Annotated in this window: 19 protein-coding genes; 12 read left to right on the top strand and 7 right to left on the bottom strand. The window is 38.1% G+C overall.

Annotated elements, in window-relative coordinates; all coding sequences use genetic code 11:
- Nucleotides 1-179: 179 nt before the first annotated feature.
- The 5 genes from ACQ2HE_RS04805 to ACQ2HE_RS04785 are packed head-to-tail and all read left to right on the top strand — an operon-like array spanning nt 180 to nt 7,285.
- Nucleotides 180-653 (top strand): JAB domain-containing protein, encoded by a 474-nt coding sequence (locus ACQ2HE_RS04805; protein WP_430897838.1) that lies wholly within the window; start codon nt 180-182, stop codon nt 651-653.
- Nucleotides 654-708: 55 nt separating this feature from the next.
- The gene (locus tag ACQ2HE_RS04800; RefSeq protein ID WP_430897840.1) at nt 709-2,172 is read left to right on the top strand and encodes a DUF3375 domain-containing protein; all 1,464 of its coding nucleotides are present in this window, start codon (nt 709-711) and stop codon (nt 2,170-2,172) included.
- Nucleotide 2,173: 1 nt separating this feature from the next.
- The gene (locus tag ACQ2HE_RS04795; protein WP_430897842.1) at nt 2,174-2,770 is read left to right on the top strand and encodes a DUF4194 domain-containing protein; all 597 of its coding nucleotides are present in this window, start codon (nt 2,174-2,176) and stop codon (nt 2,768-2,770) included.
- Nucleotides 2,748-6,146, top strand: coding sequence for an ATP-binding protein (locus ACQ2HE_RS04790; RefSeq protein WP_430897844.1), 3,399 nt, complete (start codon nt 2,748-2,750; stop codon nt 6,144-6,146). Before ACQ2HE_RS04795 ends, ACQ2HE_RS04790 begins: the two co-directional genes overlap by 23 nt.
- The gene (locus ACQ2HE_RS04785; protein ID WP_430897846.1) at nt 6,143-7,285 is read left to right on the top strand and encodes a Wadjet anti-phage system protein JetD domain-containing protein; all 1,143 of its coding nucleotides are present in this window, start codon (nt 6,143-6,145) and stop codon (nt 7,283-7,285) included. Before ACQ2HE_RS04790 ends, ACQ2HE_RS04785 begins: the two co-directional genes overlap by 4 nt.
- A 7-nt stretch (nt 7,286-7,292) precedes the next feature.
- Here ACQ2HE_RS04785 and ACQ2HE_RS04780 read toward each other — a convergent pair whose 3' ends face one another.
- Entirely contained in the window at nt 7,293-7,562 is a 270-nt protein-coding gene (locus tag ACQ2HE_RS04780) for a hypothetical protein (protein ID WP_430897848.1), read from the bottom strand.
- A 268-nt stretch (nt 7,563-7,830) separates the two neighbouring features.
- On the opposite strand from ACQ2HE_RS04780, the gene ACQ2HE_RS04775 reads away from it, so the two are divergent.
- From ACQ2HE_RS04775 to ACQ2HE_RS04760, 4 genes are read left to right on the top strand one after another with little or no spacing between them, the layout of a single operon-like run.
- Nucleotides 7,831-8,226 carry a plasmid mobilization protein gene (locus ACQ2HE_RS04775; protein ID WP_430897850.1) on the top strand — a complete coding sequence of 132 codons (396 nt, stop codon included), beginning with the start codon at nt 7,831-7,833 and terminating at the stop codon, nt 8,224-8,226.
- Nucleotides 8,211-9,491, top strand: a complete 1,281-nt coding sequence (locus ACQ2HE_RS04770; RefSeq protein WP_430897852.1) for a relaxase/mobilization nuclease domain-containing protein — start codon at nt 8,211-8,213, stop codon at nt 9,489-9,491. The genes ACQ2HE_RS04775 and ACQ2HE_RS04770 overlap by 16 nt, the downstream gene beginning before the upstream one ends.
- A gap of 16 nt (nt 9,492-9,507) precedes the next feature.
- Nucleotides 9,508-11,466, top strand: a complete 1,959-nt coding sequence (gene mobC, locus ACQ2HE_RS04765) for a conjugal transfer protein MobC (protein WP_430897854.1) — start codon at nt 9,508-9,510, stop codon at nt 11,464-11,466.
- 48 nt (nt 11,467-11,514) lie between these two features.
- Nucleotides 11,515-13,284, top strand: a complete 1,770-nt coding sequence (locus tag ACQ2HE_RS04760; RefSeq protein WP_430897856.1) for a hypothetical protein — start codon at nt 11,515-11,517, stop codon at nt 13,282-13,284.
- Between the two features lie 40 nt (nt 13,285-13,324).
- Here ACQ2HE_RS04760 and ACQ2HE_RS04755 read toward each other — a convergent pair whose 3' ends face one another.
- Nucleotides 13,325-14,416 (bottom strand): PDDEXK nuclease domain-containing protein, encoded by a 1,092-nt coding sequence (locus ACQ2HE_RS04755; RefSeq protein WP_430897858.1) that lies wholly within the window; start codon nt 14,414-14,416, stop codon nt 13,325-13,327.
- A gap of 97 nt (nt 14,417-14,513) precedes the next feature.
- Entirely contained in the window at nt 14,514-15,008 is a 495-nt protein-coding gene (locus ACQ2HE_RS04750) for a hypothetical protein (RefSeq protein ID WP_430897860.1), read from the bottom strand.
- Nucleotides 15,009-15,336: 328 nt separating this feature from the next.
- Here ACQ2HE_RS04750 and ACQ2HE_RS04745 point away from each other — a divergent pair, with 328 nt between their 5' ends.
- The gene (locus ACQ2HE_RS04745) at nt 15,337-15,735 is read left to right on the top strand and encodes a DoxX family protein (RefSeq protein ID WP_430897861.1); all 399 of its coding nucleotides are present in this window, start codon (nt 15,337-15,339) and stop codon (nt 15,733-15,735) included.
- On the opposite strand, the gene holA is transcribed toward ACQ2HE_RS04745, so the two are convergent.
- Entirely contained in the window at nt 15,719-16,717 is a 999-nt protein-coding gene (holA, locus tag ACQ2HE_RS04740; protein ID WP_430897863.1) for a DNA polymerase III subunit delta, read from the bottom strand. The two genes, ACQ2HE_RS04745 and holA, sit on opposite strands and share 17 nt — an antisense overlap.
- Nucleotides 16,718-16,917: 200 nt before the next feature.
- Here holA and ACQ2HE_RS04735 point away from each other — a divergent pair, with 200 nt between their 5' ends.
- Complete coding sequence (locus ACQ2HE_RS04735; protein ID WP_430897865.1) at nt 16,918-17,895, top strand: hypothetical protein; 978 nt, start codon at nt 16,918-16,920, stop codon at nt 17,893-17,895.
- A 110-nt stretch (nt 17,896-18,005) separates the two neighbouring features.
- Here the strand turns inward: ACQ2HE_RS04735 and ACQ2HE_RS04730 are convergent, their stop codons facing one another.
- Nucleotides 18,006-21,476 (bottom strand): hypothetical protein, encoded by a 3,471-nt coding sequence (locus ACQ2HE_RS04730; protein WP_430897867.1) that lies wholly within the window; start codon nt 21,474-21,476, stop codon nt 18,006-18,008.
- Nucleotides 21,477-21,789: 313 nt separating this feature from the next.
- On the opposite strand from ACQ2HE_RS04730, the gene ACQ2HE_RS04725 reads away from it, so the two are divergent.
- Nucleotides 21,790-22,455: a hypothetical protein gene (locus ACQ2HE_RS04725; RefSeq protein WP_430897869.1), complete on the top strand. Its 666-nt coding sequence runs from the start codon at nt 21,790-21,792 to the stop codon at nt 22,453-22,455.
- Here ACQ2HE_RS04725 and ACQ2HE_RS04720 read toward each other — a convergent pair.
- Together ACQ2HE_RS04720 and ACQ2HE_RS04715 are read right to left on the bottom strand one after the other, a co-directional pair.
- A complete protein-coding gene (locus ACQ2HE_RS04720; RefSeq protein ID WP_430897871.1) occupies nt 22,450-24,066 on the bottom strand; it encodes an ABC-F family ATP-binding cassette domain-containing protein in 1,617 nt (538 codons plus the stop codon). The two genes, ACQ2HE_RS04725 and ACQ2HE_RS04720, sit on opposite strands and share 6 nt — an antisense overlap.
- Before the next feature lie 93 nt (nt 24,067-24,159).
- Nucleotides 24,160-26,250 (bottom strand): S9 family peptidase, encoded by a 2,091-nt coding sequence (locus ACQ2HE_RS04715; protein ID WP_430897873.1) that lies wholly within the window; start codon nt 26,248-26,250, stop codon nt 24,160-24,162.
- Between the last annotated feature and the right edge of the window lie 32 nt (nt 26,251-26,282).

The following is a 26,282-nucleotide window of genomic DNA, read 5'->3' as shown; positions in this document are numbered from 1 at the left end:
TTCATTAATTCTCCCACAAAGTCCGCCTTTGGTCTCCGGGGCGGCAATGAAACTCCGGCATAAAGAAAACTGCTCCATCATTGCCACAGATACTATTTATTCCGTTGCTTCATTGCCTTGGTCGCCAAAAGGCAGGTGCGGTTCCATAATTAATTTTTAAATCTTTAAAATGAAATGTTATGGAACAGTTAGCAATGAATTTTCCGGAATGGACAAGAGTAGCTGAAGTAGAATTGGTTTATAAAACAACCGTAAAGCCATCTCAACGGCCAAAGATAAACAGCGTTAAAGATTGCTATGAGTTGCTGAAAGAATTATGGAATGAAAACACCATCGAGATGCAGGAAGAATTTAAAGTGATGTTACTCAACAGAGGCAACAAAGTAATTGGAGTTTATGAAGCATCATCAGGTGGTTTAACAGGCACAGTAGCAGACCCAAGATTGATTCTGGCTGCTGCTATTAAATCTTTGGCTGTATCAATCATTCTTTCTCACAATCATCCTTCAGGTAATTTAAAACCAAGCCGGGCTGATGAAGAATTAACTCAAAAGATAAAAATTGCTGCTTCTTACCACGATATAAGAGTGATAGACCACATCATTATCACCAGCGAAGGATATTACAGTTTTGCAAATGAGGGGCTTTTGTAGCCCCTTTAAATCATTATGCTTCATTTCTTTAGCTTAAATATCTTATTTTAGAGGTATGACCTTTGAGGAAATACTTGTACAGTTTAAAACAGCAAAACCGCTATTGCTGATGAGGGCAAAAAATGCCCCGTTCATTATTTCCTTTTTTCACAAGGTTTTTGCAGATGCCAATATTACCACCATCACAAATAGTGAATTACGGAGCAAACTGGAAGGCTATATGGAAGAGCTTTCTTATGAAGAAAAAGACGAAGAATTGGAGGCCGGGACTCTATTTGACGATTTTTCTGTACGGGCAGCCCAATACATTGATAAGTGGAGTAATAGTGGCTTTCTTAGTAAGTATCCAAACGATGATGGTGAAGACTTACATGAATTGACTCCCGATACAAGAAAAGTATTAAAATGGTTGGGGGATTTAGAAAAGAGAAGTCATGTAGGAACCAACAGCCGCTTTAAAGACATTTTCTTCAAACTTCAGAAAATGATTGAACAAACCAACGAAGATGCAGAAGCAAGAGTTGAAGAACTGCAAAAGAAAAAATGGGAAATAGAAAATGAAATAAACCTGCTGAAATCCGGAAAGAAGCCATCTGTATTTGACGAGACAGAGATTAAAGAACAGTTCTACGACTTAAATAAAATGGCAAGGGAATTACTGTCAGACTTTAGCGAAGTAGAACAAAACTTTGAACAAATTCGTAAAGACATACAACGAAAATACAATGAAAAAGATGTAGCTAAGGGTACATTACTGGTATTTGCCCTTGATGCTCTTGACGAGATAGAACAAAAGCCACAAGGCAAAAGTTTCAAAGCCTTTTGGGAGTTTTTAATGGATGAAAGAAGGCAGCAGGAATTTACACAACTTACAGAAAGGCTGTATCAATTATTGAATGAACAAGGTATTGACTATAATAACGACAGGTTTTTAAAACACCTGAAACGTTACCTGCATGTATCAGGAAGAAAAGTAATTGACTCCAACCGGAAACTGAGTGAAAAAATAAGCAGGGTGCTTTCTGAGAAAAATCTTTTAGAAAGAAGAAGGGCTATGGAGCTTATTGCCGATATACGACAAATGGCATATACACTTATTGAAATGAAAATTAAGGAAGATGATTTTATAGTTATTGAAGATGAGCCATACATTAATCTTTTTGACAGATGGGAACCCGGAGATGAAAAGGATGATGTTTCAGGCATACTGTTTCCGGATGGTACGAATGAGGAAGGCGAAGCCGACTTTAAACTTCTTTTTGACCAGTTTACCATTGACAAAAAGAAATTGCAGCAACGTATTGACAGGATGCTTGAAAACAAAACCCAAGTTACGCTTAAGGAAATTGTTGATGAGTATGGAGTTGAAAATGGGTTAAGCGAAATAGTCGGTTATTTTTCAATAGCCACTTCGGGTTCACATCACTTGATTATTGAAGAAGCAAAAGAGCCGATATTAATAGGCGAAAGAAAAGTAAATGTGCCGATGGTAATATATACAAGGCCACAAATAAATTAATATGGAAACAAAAATTTCAAGAGCCCCATTTGCAGCGGTAATCATTAAGCTGTTACAGGGGCCTGTATATGCAGACGATAAAAATATCTGGCGGGAATTACAAGCCTGGTCATCTGCCATACAGGAGTATTTTGGCAAAATAGGTATGACCCTTGAAATTGCCGAGCAGGATGGCTTTGCAAGGATTATACAACCGGAAGCCGGTGAAAGCGATGAAACTCCTTTGCCCCGGTTAATGAGAAAGCAATCCCTTACTTATGAAGCCACCCTGCTGGCAGTCATTCTCCGGGAAGGGTTGGAAGAATTTGACATCAAAAGTGATGGCACTAAATTCTACCTCACACAAAAAGAAATTAAAGAGCGGATAGAATTGTTTTATAAAGAGCAGCCCAACAAAAGTAAATTATGGAAAGACCTGTCAAGGCCAATTACCAGTTTACTCAATATTGGAATTTTGAAATTAAACCGTGAGGATGCCGCCAATAAGGATAACAACCAATATGAAATCAAAAGGATTATCAAGGCATTTATAAGTAATGATAAATTGGAGGAAATAAAGAATAAGTTAAGCAACTATGTCAACTCTGTTCAGCAATAATCAGTCAGACAATGGCTACCGGTTAAGATACCTGGAAGTATTTAACTGGGGCACATTTAATGGCAAAGTGTATAAACTGCAGCCTGATGGTCGTACATCCCTGCTTACCGGGGCAAACGGCAGTGGCAAAACAACATTGATAGATGCCCTGCTCACCTTACTTGTACCAACTCATAAGCGTTTTTATAATCAGTCATCCGGTGCCGAATCAAAAAAGGAAAGGGACGAAAACTCCTATTTCTGGGGTTATCATGGAAAAATATTTTCTGAAGCAAATCAAAAAGCAGATACTGAACAACTACGTACCAAAGCAGATAATCCTTATTCGGTTTTGCTTGCCTGCTTTCAAAACTCCGGTACACAACATACCATTTCATTGGTACAAGTACGATGGTTTGGTAATGGCGGGTTGCAAAAGATATTTATAGTTTCCCCTTATCCACTTACTATCACAGAACACTTTGGCAAAGACCATTTTGATTTTAAAGGTGATTGGAAGAAGAAATTAGTAAAGCAATATGCCAAAACAGAAATTTATAACAGCTTTAAAGAATATGCAGCAAGGTTTAGTGAACTGTTTGGATTAAGAGACAAAGCATTGTCACTTTTTAGCCAAACGGTAGGCATTAAAGTACTGGGTGATTTAACAAATTTTATTCGCCAGGAAATGCTGGAAGAAGCTGAGGCCGAAGAGCAGTTTAAAAGCCTGCATACTCATTACAGCGATTTATTGATTAGTCATAAAGCCATTCAGAAAGATGAAAAGCAGCTTGAATTACTGGCTCCTGTAATTCAAAACAAACAGAAGTTGGATGATTTACGAATTAAAAAACAAAAGCTGGATTTTGTAGAAGAACAAATGCCTTTCTTTCTTGGCAAAATAGAATATGAGTTATTGGAGAAAGATGTTGACAGGTTGGAACTGGATATTGAAATAGCACAAAAAGATAAAGAATTGATTTCAGCTTCAGTTGATACACTTGATAAAGAAAAAGAACAGTTGATTACGCAAAGGGCAGCATTGAATATTGACAGCCAAATTTCTCTACTAAATAAAGATATTGATACAGAGACAGACAAAAGAAATAGAAAAAGTGCAGAAAGTAGCCGTTACACTGGTTATTGCGAACAGTTAAAATTGGATACTCAAATTGATGAGTCGGTCTTTAGGGTTAATTATGGAAAAATTCAGGAACTAAATACATCTGTTCCGGCGGAAATAGAAAAACTTTCAGAAAAGAAAGTACGATTGAATATTGAACAAGAAAGTAAAGAGATTAAAATAGAAAATTTGCAGCAACAGATTACTTCGCTGTTGGCAAGAAAAAACCGCATACCAGACGACCTGATTAATGCAAGAAAACGACTTATAGACATACTCAAAACCACTGAAGAGGAGCTTCCATTTGTAGGTGAATTAATTAAAGTAAAAACAACAGAACAGCTTTGGGAAGATTCAATTGAAAAATTATTGCACAATTTCTCCATGCAACTGTTAGTTCCTGAAAAATTCAGCAAAGCAGCAAACCAATTCATTTATAATAATGATATGCAGACAAAACTTGTATATCAAAAAATGGAACGAAGACCATCTAATAGTATTGTTCGCTGGCCAGCAGATGATGATGCCCTGGTAAATAAATTGGAACTAAAAGAATCAGCGCATACCAAATGGCTTGAAACTACCCTGCTTGACAGGTTTAATTATTACTGTACAAATGATTTGGAAGTTTTTTATGGTTCGCCAAAAGCCATTACTTCTAATGGGCTGATGAGAAACATAAACCGGCACGAAAAAGATGACCGGCCCGGACGATGGAATAAATCAAAATACAGGCTTGGTTGGGATAATAAAGCAACCATCCAATATCTTCAGCAACAGAAGTACAATGAAGAAAAGTTACATACTAAACTGTCTGACGAAATCAAAGAACTAACACCACTTATTGCTGCTTTGCAGGCAAAGCGTCAAACCATTTCCAGCCTCATACTTATAAAAAACTATGATGAAATAAACTGGGCACAACATGCCGAAAAGATTAATGATTTAAACAAGCAGGTTCAGGATTTAAAAAAATCATCTGATGCGTATGAGCTAATTATAAATCAACTTAAAGAAGTAGAAACGAACTTAAAGCAGGCAAATGATAAAAGGGATAGCCTTATTACTAAACTGAGCAAACTTGACGATGAGTTTAATAAAAAGAATTTACGTAAACTCAGCCTGAACTTTGAAGACTTGCAGGATGCAGGAGAAAAGGAAATTCTCTTCTTTCTTACTGAAGAAGAAATTTCGTCTTCGGACATTAAAACGCTGGCTCAGTTTGAAAACTTGATGACACAGGCTGCTATCAAATTAAAAGCAAGGCAGAAATCAGCCGGGGCTACAGTGAATAAGCTTGAACTGGAGACTACTTCTTTAATTGCTGCATTTAAAAATCCCGGAGAGAAAATTACTAATGAATTTGCTAACTGGAGTGGTGATGTAATGAACATCAGCGGCGACCTTACCGGGCTTGCTGACCTGGAAGAATTATATAAAACAATACAGACCCAAAGATTGGTTGAGCACAAGCGAAGATTTAGAGATTATATGGATAAAAGTATGCTGGATGCATTAACCAGTTACCGGGCATGGCTCAATAATGAATTAAGTAAAATTGAAGACATGATTGAGGAACTGAATGTGCCATTGAAAAAAATAACATTTAACCGCAATCCTGATACTTATTTGCAATTGGAGTGCAGGCAGCTAAGGGGAGAAAATGAAATAAATATATTCAGAGGTCAATTGAACGCAGCCATCCCGAACACACTTGATTTTGCTACTCAGAAAGACGAAAATTACCGGCTTGAAGTATTCAACAAAATAAAAGAATTAATCACAGAATTGCAGACTGAGGAAACATGGCGGCGAAAAGTAACAGATGTTAGAAACTGGCTTTTATTCAGTGCCAGGGAATATTCGGCGGTGGATAATAAGGTAGGTCAATATCATGATAATACCGCCAGCTATTCTGGAGGGCAAAAAGCACAGTTTACCTACGCAATTTTAGGAGCAGCTATTGCACACCAGTTTGGTATTTTTCAACAAGGTAAACAACATAAGAGCCTTCGGTTTATTACGGTAGATGAAGCTTTTAGCAAATTAGACCCTGAAAAAAGCCAGTTCCTGATGGAATTTTGTGCCCAGCTAAATCTTCAAATATTAGTAGTTACTCCTCTGGATAAAATTAATATTGCAGAACCCTACATCAATGCTGTTCATTTTGTAGAAATAAAAAACAAGAAAAATTCTGTGTTATATAACCTTACAATGGAGCAGTATTATGAAAAGAAAGAAAGCTTTAAACAATTAGCTGAAGTTAAAGAATGATTACGCCAAAAGAACTATTTCAAAAGTCAGATAAACAGTTTTTTAAAATTGTAAAAGCCATCCAGAATGGTGAAGAAGTATTTCCAGTATCAATTCCAGCCAATAAAAGTATTTCCGGCACCAATTTCAGTGAGTTGAAAGCTGCCATTGTTCCGTTATACCAGCAATCAAAAGAAGTTAAAGGCAAAGGATATTCCGTAGAATGGACACTGAAAACAATTGACGGTACAAAACAAAAACTGCCAGCTAAAATCTATTTTGATACAATAGATGATTATCTTTTTTATACCAACAGGATAGCCGATTATTCTGATATTGAAAAAGCGTTTCAATTACTGACAGAATCATTTCCGGGATTAACGCAATGGGCAAAAGATAATAGCCCTTTCTTGCTACATCAGGCTAACAATATGCTGGATTTAATAAAAGTCTGTAAATATTTTTATCAGAATAATCCACCGCATAATTTGTATCTAAGAGAACTTCCTATTGAAGTACACTCAAAATTTATTGAGGACAACACTGCAGCTTTGAAGAAGCTATTGGACAATATTCTACCGCAGGATTGGATAAACAAAAGTGAAACAGATTTTTCAGGACGCTACTTGGTAAAAAGGCCCAATGTATATGCACAAATAAGGCTATTAGATGATAGTTTGAAGCATATAATAGGGTTTGATGAATTGGCATTAACGATTGACGATTCTGCTTTGCTAAACTGGCAACCTGAAAAAGTATTTATTATTGAAAACAAAGCCTGCTTTCTGTCTTTTCCTAAAGTAAAAAATGCAGTGGCAATTTTTGGTGAAGGCTTTAAAAGCCGTGTAAGTAAACATATTCCCTGGCTAACCAATACACAACTTTATTGCTGGTTCGACCTCGATGCTGCAGGATTTGAAATGCTGAATATTATCCGCCAGTATTACCCTTCATCCATCAGTTTACTGATGGATGAAAAAGCATATCATCATTTTAGCCAGTTTTCAGTGACTTCCACATATAGAAAGCTATTGTTAGACAAACTAAATGCTGATGAATTAAAACTGTACAATTTTTTGCAAACAAATAATAAAAGATTGGAACAGGAAAGAATAACGAACAGCTATATTTTGGAAACACTTCGTTTAATAAGCCAGTAAACAAGAATTATTGGTTGTCAATTTTTAACTTTAAAGCAAGTAAAATATTCTTAGCAATCCCTGTATTTGCTTCAGGCAAATCATACCAATTACCATACTTCGTCTTATATAATTTGTAGTTTACACCAGCGGTATCTGTAATAGAATGCTCATCTAAAACAGCTACCGAAGTACCTAAAATATTTTTTATTTCTACCTGTTTTATGGTGTAGGTAAAGCGGTTGTTATCGCTTAAAATAATCTCCTTACTTTCTTCAGTTCTTACATCCATTTCCATGTAGTAAAAATAACCATTCTTAAGTAAATAAAACTTTATGGATTGCTTGACTAAAAATCAACCAAGCAACTAGCAATATTGGTACAGATTTTACACTTGTTTTACTGTGAATTTGCAACAGTATAAAATATTTTCACCGGATAGATTTTGTAAAGGTATAATGTGCCAGGTCTTGCACATGGCAAGATGTACAAACGTTATACGTTTGGGGCATCTTGCCCTTCACTCCGGAGTCGTTTCGGGGTATTGAAACAGAAAACTTAAAACCATGAAGAAGTTAGAAAGTGAAGTGAGAAAGAAAATGGTAGTGGTGAGGATGAATGAAAGGGAGATAAATCAGCTTACAAAGCTTCAACAAAAAACTACCGAAAAAGATACCAGTGCTTACCTGCGGAAAGTGGCATTACAAAAACCTGTTACCGTTAAGTACAGAAATGAAAGTGCCGATGATTTTTTGTTGGATATGTTGCACCTGAAAAAAGAACTGAATGCTATTGGCAACAACTTTAACCAGGCCGTACACAAACTGCATATCCTGGATAAGATACCGGAGTTTAGGGTTTGGGTGCAGCAGTATGATGGATTGCAAAAAGTATTAATCAGCAAAGTGGAAGAAATAAAATTACGAATGAATCAACTTTATGAGCAATGGTTGCAAAAATAACAACACCAAAAAGTATTGAAGCTGCACTTAACTACAACGAAAAGAAAGTGCAGAAGGGAAATGCTGTTTGTCTTCATGCCGCCAATTATCTGAAAGATGCAAAGGAGATGAATTTTTATCAAAAGCTTTCTGGTTTTGAGAGACTAAACAGTTTGAATGAAAGGGCGACTACCAAAACCCTGCATGTTTCATTAAACTTTGGCCCATCAGAAAAACTTACTGAAAACAAGCTGTTACAAATTGCATCCGACTACATGCAAAAGATTGGATTTGCCAATCAACCATACTTAGTTTACAAACATGAAGATGCAGGGCATCCGCATATTCACATTGTAAGTACTACCATCAAACAAGATGGCAGCAGAATTAACACCCACAACATCGGCAGAAATCAATCTGAAAAAGCAAGAAAAGAAAGAAAAGAAATTGAGCAAACGTATGGGTTGATAAAAGCAGAAAGACAACAGCAATTAGCGAAGTCTGCAATCAAAGCAGTTGATATTGAGAAAGCCATCTATGGGAAGTCGGAAACCAAAAGAAGTATATCCAATGTGGTGAGTGCAGTTTTCAGTCAGTACAAGTTTACTTCTCTGCCTGAATTTAATGCTGCATTGAAACAGTTTAATGTAATTGCCGACAGAGGCAAAGAAGAAGGCAGGATTTACAAAAATCGTGGATTGGTTTATCGGATATTGGATGCTAATGGAAATAAAGCAGGTGTTCCAATCAAAGCAAGTTCTATTGGTTGCAAACCAATACTTAGTAACCTGGAGAAGAAATTTACAGATAATGAAACAGCAAAAGAATCACTAAAGCCATTTGTAAAAATCAAACTGGATGACTGCCTTTCACAATCGCCTGCAACCATGAAAGAACTGATGGAGCATTTGAAGCAGAAAAATATTTACACCCTGCTTCGCCAAAATGCTGAAGGCAGGTTGTACGGAATAACATTTGTTGACAACCAAAACAAAGTTGTTTTTAATGGAAGCGATTTAGGTAAGGGTTACAGTGCTGCTGCGTTGCAAAGCAGATTGACGGCAGGCACTGAAAAATCGCAGAAACAAGATGAAACAAAAGGCGGCGGTTCCGGTGGTTCCATCCAAAAAGAAATGGTTCAGCAAAAACAACAGGACAAAACAATTCCACTCACAGCGAAAACAGAAAGTCCGTTAGATGTGCTGCTATCCACCAAAGAGCAATACGACAACACACCTAACAGCTTGCTTAAAAAGAAACGAAAAAAAAAGAAACGAAATTTGTAAAAAATAAAACGATGTTATGTCACACACAGGAGAGAATGAACAGGGACTGCGGAAGATAGTTGACCTGACAAGATTTGCCAGCATCTTTATATTGTTGCTACATTTTTATTATTACTGCTATGTGGCGTTTGAGCAGTGGGAAATTACAAGCACCATCACTGACAGGCTGATGAAAAATATTTCCAACACAGGTTTATTTCAAAATCAGCTTACATCAAAGTTTATGGCGTTGGGGCTGCTGATAATTTCTTTGTTTGGTGCACAGGGTAAAAAGGATGAAAAGATAAACTGGAAAAGTATTGCAGCATATTTGGTGATTGGTTTGCTACTATATTTTTCAAGCCAACTATTTTTCAAATTGCAATACGATGTGCAAATAGTGGCCATAGTTTACATGATTGCCACCGGCATTGGCTTTTTATTGATATTGGCAGGCGGCAATTTACTTAGTCGCTTAATCAAATTAAATTTAGGTGATGATGTATTTAATTCACTAAACGAAACCTTTCCACAGGAAGAACGATTAATCAGCAATGAATACTCCATCAATCTGCCTGCCCGTTACAATCTGAAAAGCAGGGTAAGAAAAAGCTGGATAAATATTATTAACCCTTTCAGAGGTTTGTTAGTTATTGGCAGTCCAGGTGCCGGTAAAAGCTGGTTTGTAATTCAGCATGTCATTAAGCAGCATATTGAAAAAGGCTTTGCCTTGTTTGTATATGATTTTAAATACGATGATTTGAGCAGGATTGTTTACAACTGGCTGCAGCAAAACAAACATAATTATTCGGTAAAGCCGTCTTTCTATGTAATTAACTTTGATAACCTTTCTGTATCACACAGATGCAATCCACTTGACCCAAACAGCATGAATGACATTACGGATGCCACAGAAAGTGCCAGAACAATTCTGTTGGGACTGAACAGAGAATGGATAAACAAGCAGGGAGATTTCTTTGTGGAATCACCCATCAATTTTGTTACGGCTGTTATTTGGTTTTTAAGAAAATATGAAGACGGAAAATATTGCACCCTGCCGCATGTAATAGAATTGATGCAGGCAGAGTATGATGAATTGTTTCCGGTATTGAACACACAACCGGAAATTGAGGTGCTGGTGAATCCGTTTATCACTGCTTACCAAAACGATGCTATGGAACAATTGGAGGGTCAGGTAGCTTCTGCTAAAATTGGTATGGCAAGGCTTGCTGCTCCGCAATTGTACTGGGTACTATCCGGCAATGATTTTACATTAGACATCAACAATCCAAAGCATCCGAAAATAGTTTGTGTGGGTAACAACCCGGAGAAGCAACAGATTTATGGAGCTGTGTTATCGCTATATGTTTCCCGGCTGGTGAGGCAGGTAAACAAAAAAGGTATGCAAAAATGCAGTCTGGTATTTGATGAGTTCCCAACTATTTACTTCAACAATATTGACAGCCTGATTGCCACAGCAAGAAGTAATAAGGTTGCTACCACATTAGCCATGCAGGATTTTAGTCAGCTCAAAAAAGATTATGGCCGGGAACAGGCAGATGTAATTGTAAACATCACCGGCAACATCATCAGCGGCCAGGTAATGGGTGAAACTTCTAAACTGCTATCTGAAAGGTTCGGAAAAATAATGCAGGACAGGCAGAGTGTTTCCATCAACCGCATGGATACATCCATTAGTCATTCCAAGCAATTAGACAGTGCCATACCAGCGTCTAAAATTGCAGCCCTTTCTTCCGGTGAGTTTGTAGGTATGGTTGCCGATGACCCATTAGAAAAAATAAAACTCAAAATGTTTCACTCCGAAATTATCAACGACCATGATAAACTAAATGCAGAAGTGAGTAACTACCTGGATATTCCTGCTGTATCCAATGTTACTCAGCAACAGGTGCTGGATAATTACTACCAGGTGAAGATGGATATTAAGCGGTTGATTGGGGAGGAAGTTGGGAGGTTGAAGGCGGAGCAGACTTAGCGTTGTCAGGAGTTATCTTTGCAACCTCAATTCTCCAAAATAAGTTTCATGGCAAAACGAAAAACTATTAATATTCATAAATACAAATTAACAAAGAATCCTATCAGGGCTATGCGGCAAACTGTTTTAGATTTTCTCGGCGACAGGGTTTTTGAGTGTCAATCGATTCAGGGTTTTGCATACGAAAGTTTAATGTGTTTTTACCCAATAAACAGGAACCTGAAAAATGAGATACCTTCTATAGAGAAAGCCTGCAGGCAAATATTTACACTTTTCCCAATCCGAAAAGCAAAAATGTATAGCTTAAATAATGATGGCATCTCTACTGAAATAATTTCAACCAAAAAAGAGCCAACACCTGTGCAACAATTCTTACAAACATACCTTCAATTTGAAACCTCACCCGGCATTACCTTAAAGTATCTTGAAGAACTGGTAAAAAAAGATATGGGTGAACTAAATGCGTTAATTAAAAAATATGAAGCTGAAGAATTTATTAAAGACCATCTTGTTAAAAACAGATTTCCAAAAGGTCATGAAGAAAGAATTTTATACGATTACTATTACAGGTGCATCCGTGAACAAAAAGTAATTACTGAATATTTCCTTGGTGGAATTAAAAAGAGAGTAATAGCAAAAGCCAATTATTGGGGTGGCTCTGCTTTAAAACAAGTATTCCTATGGACGGAAACCTACAGAGACAGACCTTACCACTACGCTACTTATCTTTCGGCTGCTTACTTCGATTGCAATAAAATTGACTTGATTGCCAATAAGGTTTCAAACTATCCAGTTGATGAATCAAACAGGCTTCAAAAAATGTATGAAAGCAATACAGCGGCTTTTTACAGAAAGCTATTTAAAAGAGAGAAGCCAGCACAAATCTGGCAGGAGCTAAAATATTACATTTCCCATTTGCCTCTTAAAAACGACAGGATGCCAATTTTTGAAGAACTTGAAAAACTGTTCAAGCGAAAATACTGGATTGGTTTTTATGCACTTGCTCTTACCCAAATTGAAGGTATTTTTTCGGAGATATATAACATACTTAATCCAAATGCCGAACAAAACAAGAAGGCTCTACCAGATAAAGTTGAATATGCAAGGGCATTCCATGATATGAGCCATTACTATTTTGATTACTATCAATATCATGTTCCCCGGCTGCGGAATAAATTTATGCACTATGGGTTTGATAAAGACTTCAAGTTTAAATCTTTTGACCTGTTGTTTGACTTGCGCCATTTGCTAAAGATGTTCATGGAATTGAATAACCCTTTTGTAAAAATCAAGCAAATTCATATTAAAAGAAAATTTGAAGATTTTATTAATTATTCTGACTTCGCCAATTATTTTGTACTCCTTAATGGTCTCACAAAAAAACAAAAAGAGGAGATTAAAGTGGAGATAGAAAATTTTGAAAAAGATTTTCTCATTGAATACTGTAATGCAGAATATGTTTGCCTTGAAGTGATGCAGGACTTGCCTGGAATAGCAAATTCCTTTTTAGAGGAAGCGGACAAAAATTTGAAAAGTAATTGTAAGCTATTTAATTTTCATGAACGGAATTTCAAATTATTAGAGGCCTCAATCAGTAATGATGTGGAGCTGGCTGAACTTATTGCTGATTGTTTTTTGCATAAGCGAAATGAGTGTGATGCCTTAGAATCATTTTACGGCTTTTTAAGTAATTTCAAAAAATATCTTCCTTCTATAGATAAAGAGTATTCAAAGATATTAAGTACTACAGCGGGAAGCTATAACATATTACTTTCAAATATTCACAAATTGAAATTGTTGATAGCAACGCCTGAATAATAATTGGAGTGTAGTGGTAATAACGATGTTCGTAGTTAACTCATTCTAACAATTTCCCCAGTTCATCAGTATCAGGCAATATCCCTTTCATTTGCACCGGCGTTTGTTTACTGGTTTTGTAAGTAGCCACACCCATCGCTTTATCAAAGCTCTTAATGGCAAACTCAACCACGGTGTTATTTTTCTCTTTGCAAAGCACAATACCAATGCTGCTGTTTTCCTGCTGCAGTTTTATTTTTTCATCCAGCACATTCAGGTAAAAATTAAGTTGCCCTGCATCCGCTGGCTTAAATTTTCCTTTCTTCAGTTCAAAAGCAACTAGGCATTGCAGGTGCCGGTTAAAAAAGAGTAGGTCAATAAAAAACTCATCGCCATCCACTTCAAGCCGGTATTGGTTGCCAATAAAGCAAAAGCCTTTGCCCATTTGCAAAATAAAATTGCGAATGTTTAAAACCACCTGCTGCTCAATATGGCGTTCATCGTCCAGTTCATCACCGGCAATAAAATCCAGCAGATATTCATCTTTAAAAACTTTCAATGCAGATGGTTTTAGAGATTGAGCCAAAGTGCTATCAAAATTATTAGGTAATTTTCCCTGCTTTTTAAACAGGTCGGCATCAATCTGGTGTTCCATAATGGTAACCGACCAGCAATGAGCAGCGGCATTTTCAAGGTAAAAGAACCGCTCCTCAACCACTTTACAGCGATTTAGCAACAGAATGTGGTGGGTAAAACTGATACCGTAAAAGGCATCCAATTGGCCTGTTGGCAACGGCCCAATTAAATCAGGTTCGGTGCCGGGTACTGAAAAATCTGCCAATTCAATTTGGGCCGTTGCTGACGGCCTTATTTCCAGATTCTGGTAGGCCTGATAAAACTGCCGCATTTTCTTCAGGTTCGTAAAAGAAAAGCCTTTAAGGCCGGGCAGGTTGCTTTGTAAGTCAACTGCAATCTGCTCCAGCACTTTGGCACCCCATTTTTGGGCTTGCACCTTTTCTGAAAGCATTTTGCCGGTTTTGTAGTAAAGCAACAGCTGTTCCCTGTTAGCCAGTCTGGCAGCCTGATAGCGGCTCTTAATAATCTCCTGTTTTAATAACTGAATAAACTCAATATAGTTTTTATCTGTTTTCATACCTCTCAATTTTATAGTTTTCAACCGCTCAAAATAATTTAAGAAAACCCTGTATAAGCCGACTCAATTAGTTACCGTACATTCTATCTGCACACGACTAGATTTTTAATCCCTTGCCGCTACTGGTTCTTAATTTGGGCAACAGTGTATCATCTTTAACAGCCTTTAATTTCTTGTCATATTGAATAGCAGTTTTTTTCAAATTTGTTTCATAGTTGCCTAAATCCTCTGATTTTTCCTTTTTGCTAAATTCATTTTTCGCTAAAACTTTCTGTTCTGAATGGGCATTCCCCAAAATCTTCTGAATAATATAACGGGCACTTTCAATAGATTTCCGGACAAATCTTTCAACTCTGTTGGGGAAAGCTATTTTTTCAAGGCGCCGCACTTCCGCCTTTAAAATCTTGCTGGCAATTTTCTCGTCGTCATTTGCAGGTATTTTATATTTGGCATTAATTTCTTTATAGTGCTCCAGCTTTGCCCTAATGAGGTAACGGTAATCCGCCACATGATTACCAAATACACCTTTCAAATTATCTACCTTATTATTCCAGACATTTATTTCGTTCAAAATCCGGTTGTTATTTTTCATTTTGAAGATGTTTTGATTATTGCCAACTCTATTCTTTTATGCCATCCGTTCCAACTTTTTCCCTTGTTTTGTTAACTACTAGTTTGAGTTATCCACTCCCGAAGGCTGCAAAAGCAAAGACTTACAACATCTTATGCAGTCATAAGATTCGCAAGTCTTGTCAAATCCGGTATAAAGTGGTTCGAGAATTGTACAGTTGGGGGCACGAAAAAAGACTTTCTAAAACAGAAAGTCTTTTTTTATGTCGTAAATACCCCGTCTTATTGTCGCTTTTCCGCTCGCTCTTCTATCTTTTTTTGGTGTACTTTTCATATTCAAATAGACACTCATGAAAAACACTAAAACCTGGCGAGCAATAGGATTTACATTAAAAGGACTTTTGGTACTTTTTTTTCTTTTCGATTCAGTAATGAAAATTATGAGGCATCCGGAGTCTATTAAGGGTTCTGTTGCCCTTGGAATTTCAGAAAGCCTTATACAGCCGATAGGTATTATTTTACTATGTTTTACTATCGTATTTACAATACCCAAATTATCAAACATCGGAGCTTTACTGTTAACGGCTTTTTTGGGCGGCGCTTGTTCAATAATGGCAAATGCCAATGTCGCGGGCCATCCCTATTTATTTCCTATCATTATTTGTATTCTGATGTGGGTAAGCCAAGAGCTAATAAGTGGCAAAACCATGAACTTATTTTTGAATAAAAATGTTACTGCATCAACTTAAACAACATTTCCTTCAACAAAGAAGCATCCGATGTTCCTGCATCCTGAATACCAACTGTTCTCAAATTGTATTGATGTAGTAGCAGCAAAGCGCGCTCCACGCCTTCATTTCGGTAATTATTGACCACAGCGAGGTAGTCTTTTACAAAGAAGGGACTTACTCCGATAGCAGCGGCTACCGATTTTTCATCGCGGCTCTTTTCACCTAAAATCATGTAAGCTTTACTAAACATGTTATAGAGCGTAGGCAATACTAACTGGATGGGTGCCGCTTTGGGATTGCTTTCAAAATACTGTACAATTCGAATGGCTTTTTGCAAGTCTCTGTGAGTAACCGCAGCCTGCAATTCGAATGGATTGTATTCTTTACTAATTCCGATGTATTTCTCGATATCGTCTTCCGTAATAGTTTTTCGGTCGGCTAAATTCACCAATAATTTCTCGATCTCATTCACAATTCTGGCAAGGTCATTTCCAATGTGGTCAACGATCAATGCCACGGTTTTAGCACTAGCTTTATAGCCTTTGGAATCGAGCATTTCAGCCGTCCATTGAGGAAGCTGATTGTCGTACATCTTTTTGGTAGTGTACACTTCAGCAGACTTCTTCAGGGTTTTAGCCAATTGTGTTCTGCCGTCTACTTTCTTTTCTTTATAAGAAACCACGAAAATGGTAGAATTCAGCGGATGAGCTATATAGGGTTCTAATTTTTCAATATCCCGCATTTGCTGCGCTTCTTTTAGTAGAACCACTTGTCGTTCTGAAAACATCGGATAGCGTCTGCAGGCGTTTACGATATCAGGCCATTGCGCATCCTTGCCATAAAAAACCGTCAAGTTAAAGCCTTGTTCAGCCTCAGTAAGTATTTGATTTTCAGCATAATTAACGATCTGGTCGATATAGTACGACTCTTCGCCTTCCAACCAATACACAGGTTTGAATTGCTTTTTTTTCCAACTTGAGATGATAGATTCTACCGACATTTTTCACGAAATCAGGTCGCAATATTACATCAAAAACTGCTGTCCTTCCAGAAATTTTACCACCAAAACTAATTGAAACTGAATGCTTTTGAATTATAGATAACTAAATTTACTTATATGAAAAAACGTTTTTGGCATGGTTTTGGAAAAACCATGGTCGTACGAAACAAACTCATTAAACGAATAAATAAACATTAATCATGAGCACTACCAATTATCCATCTGCAACACCTCAAAGTCCAGCTCCTAAAAAGGATTCAAAAAATCTCATTATTGCTTTATTAGCAGTAGGTATTTTAGGTACTTGGGGATATTTTTTATGGGACAAAAACAATTCCGATAAACAAGTTGCACAACTGCAAAAGGAAATCGTAACCATCGATTCTTCAAAGAACGAACTTGATATTAGCTACCGCGCTGCATTAGGTCGTTTGGATTCATTAACCGGACGTAACAACGAGTTGGAAAATCAACTTTCTTCTCGCACCGGTGAAATCAGTTCATTGAAAAAGCGTATCGATGGTTTAATGAAAAAGCAAAAACTCACTGAAGCTGAAAAAATTGAAGCTGAAGAATTGATCAAACAATTGAATGAAAAAATCAATGGTTTGGAAGCAGAAGTTGAGCGTTTGAAAGCTGAGAATGCACAATTGTCAACTGATTTAGGCACAGAAAAACAAAAATCAACTCAACTTACTACCGATCTTCAAACTACTACTACAGCTAAGCAAGAGTTAGAGAAGAAAGTAGACGTAGCTTCTACCCTCAATGCTTCTTCTATCGCTATCACTCCGGTAAACGAGCGCAGAGGCGGTAAAGAGAAAGTAACGAGCACTGCTAAGCGTGTAGATAAGTTAGTGATCTCTTTCGATGTTGATAATCGTATTGCAACTACCGGAAATACAGATGTATTTGTATGCATCACTGGTCCTGATGGCCAACCGGTATCTGTTGAGTCTTTAGGTTCTGGTAAGTTCACTACTCGTGAAGAAGGTGAAAAATCATTTACTTCTAAAGTACCGGTAGCATTTGAAGCAGGTAAGAAAAGCCACGTTGAATTTGCTTGGAAACAAGGCACTGCCTTCAAAACCGGTAAATACAAAATTGAGATCTACCACAATGGTTTCAAAATTGGTGAAGGATACAGTGAGTTGAAGAAAGGTGGCATCTTCGGATAATCGTCAATCCACAGTTTAGAATAGAAAAGGGGTCCCGCTTATGCGGGATTCTTTTTTTGTGGTAATGTTGAAGAATACCAAAACAAAAAATAGATATTGACTTAATACTCCTATAAGATGGCTTTGATTCCTGCCCTACCAATATGCACTACCCTGCCGGTACCCGGTTGCCTTCCCTCATATTGAATATTCATTTCAAGGCTATTCGACAAGCGCTTGGTTAAATCAATCGACCATAAATAGTTCTTACCCGGCGTTAAACCATCTAACATGATATAGGCAGAGGGTGCATTCAAATTCACAGGACTAGCATTGGAACTAAAGTCAATACTATTATAGGTGAATTTTCCTTGAATGGATGTTTTCTGGAGTATCGTGTATTTTATCTCACTTATTATAGCATTGGAAACAGCCCTTTCTTGATCTCCTACTGAATTCTTTTTGTTCGCATACTTGTAACTGGCAGCTATGCGAAGGTTGGATTTTCGAATAATGCTCAGTCTCGGTTCAATACTGTACAAATCGATATTGTAATTTCGGTTGCCAAATTTTGGATTGGAACTCACAAGCCTGTTGTATCCCCAACGGCCGGTTCCATCAATAGTAAAGGTTTTATTGATGATCCAACGCGCTCTTGTAGTCCAATCTTGTACCTCCCTACTTTCATATCCATAGGTAAGAAGACTCTTATTGCTTGTTTTCACACTATTAATATCAAATCCCCATTTGGTACTGAATCTGTTAAACGAAAATGAGTTAGCAAATACTGAATTCAATACAATTAAAGAAGTGTCGTTTAACTTGGCACTAAAGGGATCGAAAGAAAGATCGCCGTTGCTTTTTGCTTTCTTACTCACTTGGTAACTACTTTGCAAATTGATCTTCGATATGAACTTCTTAAAACCTTTAGCATTCAATGGATCAATGGCATTTCGTGGATTCAAACTAAACTGATAATTGAAATTATTGTAATTGGCTTTGATGTATTCATTAGTGGGCGTAAAAATGAGAATGTATTTTCGCTGGTCTGCAAAAGCCGCTTCTTCAAATTCGTTTAATTGCTGAATGCCATCGTTGTTGTAGTCGATCCATGTATAAACCCCTTGTCCGGCCGGTACTTCCAAATAAGCCAAATCACGCTTTTGTTCTTGTCCTGCTCCAATTTCATAGAGAAGATTTCCCGTGATCATTCCTTTGAGAATATTTGCTGCATATTCTGTTCGGCTTAAGAGGCTATTGTCGGCCTTTAACCCGGTTATACCATCTTTAATGATCGACAAACTTCGATAAGTGGCACTCATTCTAAATTGATGTGCTTCGCTTTTTAGAAGTTCTGCATTAAACTGATAGTTTTGACTACGATCGGCACGCAACAAACCTTTGCCAAGAGGATAGGCGTCGGTTCTTGTGAAATAAGAAATGCCCCATTTATTGGCCTTGGAGTCGTCGGAACGAAAACCCAGTTGAATGGTTTCAAATGAAAAACTTTGTACAGAGACTGAATCTGTCTGTTTAGACCGAATATCGTTTCGCTCTAAATTGTAAGAACCACTGATCGTATAGTTGGAGAGCTTTTTAAAAGTTCTGCTGATTTGTAAACTGGGTCTCCAAAAATATCCTTTGTACATCGGCAAATCTACAGAAGCGTAGGAAGCGGTATTGTTTAACCGCCATTCTTTAAGTGACTGTGATTGCTGTAAACTCTGTTTCCATCCTTTGAAGCCATCGCCTCTTGTGTACTGTGTAGATTGAAGCTTAACGGTTCCTGTTTTGTTGTCTTGTATTCCAACTGCGGCGGTAAGAATTTGTTCGTCTACAGGTATTGTTTGCTGTAAAGGCAGGCCCCAGTCACGGGTGAACTCTACATTTCTCAGGCGCTCCAGTGGTTTGAATCGATGAGAAACCCATTCATAGCCAATGTCAGCAGTTAATTTTCGTTGCGTGCCTTTTATTGGAAACTGATTTTTGAGCTGCCATTTGGTAGCGAGTCCGGTATTATCAGATTTGTCTTTTGATGAGAACAAATTCACATCGTATTTACTCATGGCCCCCTCTACAATTAGCTGTGTTGTCTTCGAAAATTGATAATCCCCACCTAGCGAAAGCACCTGAGTTCGTTTTGGCGAAACCAGAAAAACGGCCGGTTCGTACTGACCTTGTTTCACTCCATTTATTGGCTCTATCCATCTATATACTTTCCCGTTGGCACCGTTAAAATCGGGCATGTAATTCCCCTTCCCTTCTCCCACGTTTATGAATGACAAGGTGTATTTTGCACTATCGGCATTGGTGGAGTAAACATATATTGAATCGCGACTTGCACCGCCGTTGTAAACAGTATCTATTTTTTTATAGAATATCCGACCGGAAGCAAAAGTATCGAGTACTGCATTGGGATAAAATGCGTTCTGCACGCTATCGCCCAATTGAGCAAGAAAGTTCTTTTGTGCCGGATCAAGGGTTTGGTTGATGGGCGAATTCTTTGCATCGCTATTGGCAAAGTACCCCATTCTAAATGCACCCTTTTTACCAAAACTGAGTTCATTAGCAAGATAAATATTGGCATTCAAGTAATTTCGATCCGCATATTCAAACTCTACTTGAATCCTTTTATCCTTTGTAATCATGCGCTTGGGCATGAAAGTGATTTCCGCAGTGTTGTAGTTGATTACATAATCTTGGTCTTCCCCTCGTTGCATTAATTCACCGTCAATAAAAACACGTTCTGTATTTGCAAGAACCACGAAATAGAATTCGTTGTTTGCCCCGGTTAATCGATAAGGCCCCTGGTTGCCTTCCAAGCCTTGAAATACATTTCGGGTGAATTTTCCTTTAGCCACCGATCCACTCACAATGGTTTTATTGGTTGTGTTCTTACCCACCGGATTGGTAGTTTCAAATGCAGCACCTTGTAAGCGTTTATAGAAACTCAAAAAATAACTTTGTTGCTGCCTGATATCAATATCGCCTAAACTCAATTGCCATCTCTCCTTTTTGAATTGAAGAAAAATGCGATCAAATTCGTTGAGTTGTTGCGTATTGCCATCGGGTTGAATGGGAATGTTGTTATCGGTAATGGCAGCAGTTATCTCGATACTATCGGCCAAGTACCCGCTCAATTGCAGATTTAAATTGGAGGTAACCACGGCGTCTTGGCTATTACCAAAAGAAAGACCTCTTCCGAAACTACCGTTATAATTGATGTTGCCGAAATTGAAGAACCGACTGTCTTTATCATCGCTTCCAAAATTGGGTACAAAGGGCTGCGCCATGAAATTGTTCATGACTGAATCGTAGTTCATGTGATTGGCAATAGCCGTAAGCTTTCCGGGGAATACTCGGTAACGAATAAGCACTGAATCAAAAAAGGGCAATTGTAAAAACCGAATGGAAGCATTTGCCCAATCCACTTCTAAGGTTGAGTCGGGTATACCCACTACTACAAGTGAACGAGGAACGATGCTAGAACTGTCAATGCTGGTAAACTTGAGAGAGGGCTTAATGTATTTAGTGCGCTGATTAGACAGAATAGACGATCCCTGTTGAGCTTGAATGGTATTTATGCCCAACGATACGATCAAAAGCAGTATTAACTGAGCAGCGCGCAAAAAGTTTCTTTGAGTATAAGCGTTTAAATTTACAATTTATTGCCCTAACACACTGTTTTTCAACCTATTTAGCTTAAAAAAGGTGCCCGAACATTGCAGCGTTTTTCGAATTCTACTTGTCTATTGCTCCATGAACCGCCATGAAATACACCTAATACTAGTGATTACTAGTCTTTTTCTATGTTCTTGTATTGAAAGAGCATTCCTTCAAAACCCTCTCCAATCAAATACAAATACGTATAAATCAATGCCTTTGGTAAGTGATTCGGTAAAATCCGCGAATTATTTGTCAGGCAGCATTTATACCGGTTTAGCCAACTCACGTGTTCGAGACGTGAATTCTGGATTATTCGGCAGTTTTTATAGGACCAATCGCTTCGAAAAGGTTCAAACCTTTTATGGTGCTTCACTCAATATAGGAGCTTATCGAGTAGGCAGATTTTTCCCTTCAAATATTATCACCTACAATCCTGATCCTAACTTCGACTCATTGATCAATGCAAGAGGAGGCCGGAAGTCTTATGGTTCTTATGGGGTGTTTGGTGGAATCAATTTTGTAGACTCTTATAAAGATGGCAGTGAATGGCGTATGTTAGGATTGGAAATGTCGGCGAATAAAGAGTTCGGACAGTACGCCAGTTATCGTAAAAACTTGCCCGATTCTATCTCCAATGTACTCGATCGCAAACAAGACTTTTATACCCTGGCTCTTACAACAGAATATATAGGCCGTAGCGGAACCGATGGTGCCGCAGGTGTGAAGCTCGCTTTGGGGTCAAAGTTAAGTCCGGTCGACTTTTACTATAACGGCACTTACAATCAGTCCAAAGTTCTGCCGATGTTCATGTCTATGGCTTTGCATTATACCCAACGAAAAACAACAGGGTATGGCCAATTTGTGATTGGATACCATACCCTGAGTCTTCATTTCGGAATGAATTTCCGTTTATGATGTTTGGAGTTTTCTGGCTTTTTTATCGGCTAAGTATTCATCGAAACTCATGAGTTTATCGATGGTTCCGGTTGGGGTCAGCTCAATTACACGGTTACAAACGGTTTCCAAGAATGTATGGTCATGCGAACTCATGAGCACCACACCTTTGAAGTTGATCATACTTTCGTTGAAAGATTGAATGGACTCCAGATCGAGGTGGTTCGTAGGTTCATCTAACACTACTACGTTTGGATCTTGCAACATCATTCGGCTCAACATACAACGCACTTTCTCTCCCCCACTCAAAACGCCTGTTTTCTTCAATATTTCATCTCCACTGAACAACATTTTGCCGAGAAAACCACGCAAGAATGGCTCATCTACATCGGTTACATGAGGTGGCACGTACTGACGTAACCAATCCATCAATGGAAGGTCTGTTGTAAAATACTCGGCATTGTCGTTGGGTAAATAGGCTGTGGTAACGGTTGTTCCCCATTCGAAGGAGCCACTATCGGCTTTGATCTTACCATTTATAACTTCGAAGAAAGTTGTAATGGCCATTTGATCATCTGCAACCACGGCAATTTTATCTCCCTTATTAACAGTGAAGGTAATATTGCCGAAGAGTAATTTCCCTTCGTGAGATTTGGTAAGTTTTTCAATATTAAGAATTTGATTCCCAACCTCACGCAATTGTTTGAATATTATACCGGGATATTTACGGTTAGAAGGCGTAATGTCTTCAATTACCAATTTATCCAAAGCCTTCTTACGCGAGGTAGCTTGCTTACTTTTAGAGGCATTGGCGCTGAATCGAGCGATGAAGTCGAGCAAGTCTTTGCGCTTGTCTTCCATCTTCTTGTTCTTATCAGCAATTTGGCGAGCAGCCAATTGGCTACTTTCGTACCAGAAGGAATAGTTACCGGTGTATACTTTGATTTTTTGACGATCCACATCGGCTACGTGAGTACAAACGGCATCAAGGAAGTGACGGTCGTGTGATACTACAATAACGATGTTTTCATATTGGGCTAAGAACTCTTCCAACCATGAAATGGTTTCCACATCGAGGTTATTGGTAGGTTCATCAAGAATCAAGATATCGGGGTTTCCGAAAAGAGCTTGAGCTAATAGAACACGTACTTTTTGTGCGGCATTGATATCTTTCATCAAGCTTCCATGAATGGCTTCAGGGATACCCAATTCACTTAGTAAACTTGCTGCATCACTTTCGGCGGTATAGCCCCCCATTTCACCAAACTCTCCTTCTAACTCACCTGCACGGATACCGTCTTCTTCTGTAAAATCTTCCTTTGCGTAAATGGCATCCCGTTCTTGCATCACCTCCCATAATTTCTTATGGCCCATGAGTACTGTATTCAAAACAGTAATTTCATCGAACTCGAATTGGTTTTGCTTTAATACAGCCATTCGCTCACCTGGGGTGATATCGACTGTACCTTTGTTGGGCTCAATTTCACCCGACAATATTTTTAAGAAAGTAGATTTACCGGCACCATTGGCACCAATAACACCGTAACAGTTTCCTTTTGAAAAACTTATGTTTACTTCATCAAACAGTACTCTTTTCCCAAAGGAAAGAGTGACATTATTCACCGAAATCATGCGTTGGAATTGCGTTTTAAGGCCGCAAAGGTACAAAAAAAACAGCCAATCATCGGAATTCATGATTGGCTGTTGATAATATTCCTAGTTATGTTATTCCACTTTGTTTTCCAAAGCTAAAATGAAAGCGTACTTTAAGGCCGTTTCTTTCAAAGGCTGAAACCTTCCGGAAGCTCCTCCATGGCCTGCATTCATGTTGGTTTTGAACAACAACAAGTTGTTCCCGGTTTTTTTGGCACGCATTCTCGCCACCCATTTAGCCGGTTCGAAGTATTGCACTTGCGAATCGTGCAATCCAGTAGTAACCAGCATATTAGGATAATTTATTGGACCAACATTATCGTAAGGCGAATAGGATTTCATATAAAAATAATCTTCTTTGTTTTTGGGATTCCCCCATTCGTCCCACTCGTTTGAAGTAAGTGGAATGGATTCATCCAACATAGTTGTTACCACGTCTACGAATGGAACGTCGGCAATAACCCCGTGCCAAAGATCAGGACGCTGCGTAACAATGGCGCCCATTAGCAGCCCTCCTGCACTTCCGCCATTCGCATACAAATGGTCTTTACTGGTCCATTTTTCACTGATGAGAAACTCAGCACAATCGATAAAATCGTTAAATGAGTTTTGCTTTTTCTGCATCTTTCCATCTTCATACCAAGTACGACCCATTTCTTGGCCACCTCTAATATGCGCTATTGCATAAGCAAACCCTCGGTCTAACAAACTCAAGGCATTTCTATTAAAAGCAGCATCGGTACTATATCCATAAGAGCCATAGGCATATTCTAACAATGGAGCTTTACCATTCTTTTCAAATCCTTTTTTGTAAACTATTGATATGGGAATTTTCTTTCCGTCTCTTGAAGTTGCAAAGATGCGCTCTGTTACATAGTCTTCTTTTTTGAACCCGCCCAAAACCTCGGTTTGTTTCATCAACTTCTTCACTTTTGAATTCATATCATAATCAAAAACAGAATTCGGAGTAGTGAGAGAAGTGTAATTGTATCGAAGAGTGGTAGAACTATAATCATAGTTAGCACCAACGTAGGCTGTATAAGCAGGTTCACCAAAATCAAGATAATGTTCTTGACCTGTTTTCCAGTTTTTGATGCGCAATTGTAGTAGGCCTTCTTTCCTTTCTGTAACAACCATAAAGTCTTTGAACACTTCCAAACCCTCCAGTAATACATTCGGATTATGAGGAATGAGATCTTTCCAGTTTTCAACACCAGTTTGTGAGACAGGGGTTTCAACCAACTTGAAATTAATGGCATCTTTGTTTGTAACGATCAAGAACTTATCGTTCCAATGATCCACATTGTACAACACATTTTTCATCCTAGGTTGAATGGACTTAAATGCGTCCATTGGCTTGTCGGCATCGAGGTACCACATTTCAGAACTCAAGGTACCTCCGGAATAGATCATGATGTATTTCTCACTTTTTGTTTTGAGAATACCTATATAGTTGGAGTTGTCTTTCTCTTGGTAAACAACAGCGTCGGATGAAGCAGCTGTACCCAAAGTGTGACGTTTGATCTTTTCAGATAACAGTGTTGTTGGGTTGTTCTGCGTGTAGAATACCGTTTTATTATCATTAGCCCATTCCACTCCACCGTCGGTATTGGTGATTAAATCAGCGTATTCAGTGCCGGTTTCCAAGTTCTTGAAATGTATCACATATTGACGACGAGAAACAGTGTCTACACCATATGCTATGATTTTATTGTCCGGGCTCACATCGTATCCTGCTACAGAATAATAACTATGCCCTTCAGCCATTCTATTTACATCCAATAACACTTCTTCCGGAGCATCTAAAGAGCCTTTCTTTCTGCAATAAACCGAATAATCTTTTCCTTCTACAAATCGAGAATAGTAATAGTACCCATTGTTCAAAACAGGTACTGATTCATCTTTTTCTTTTATTCTTCCTTTCAATTCAGAGAAGAGCTTGTCTTCGAACCCTTTAAGTCCCGACGTCATTGAATCGAGATAAGCATTTTCAGCTTCCAAGTACTGAACCACTTTGGTGCTATCGGGTCCTTTTTTAAAGTAATCATTCATCCAATAGTACTCATCATTACGCTTGTCGCCATGCATTCCTACCTCTTTGTCTTTTTTCTCTGCAACGGGTGGGGTAAAGCCGGTGGGCCATTGAAAATTTTTATGGTTCATTGATGTGGGTTCTTTACAGGCTGAAATTAAAC

Origin of the sequence: Endoryza foliicola (assembly GCF_050589245.1) — a bacterium.
GTDB lineage: Bacteria > Bacteroidota > Bacteroidia > Chitinophagales > Chitinophagaceae > Endoryza > Endoryza foliicola.
Note: the sequence above shows the minus strand (reverse complement) of the source record. Positions and strands in the feature narration are given on the sequence as shown.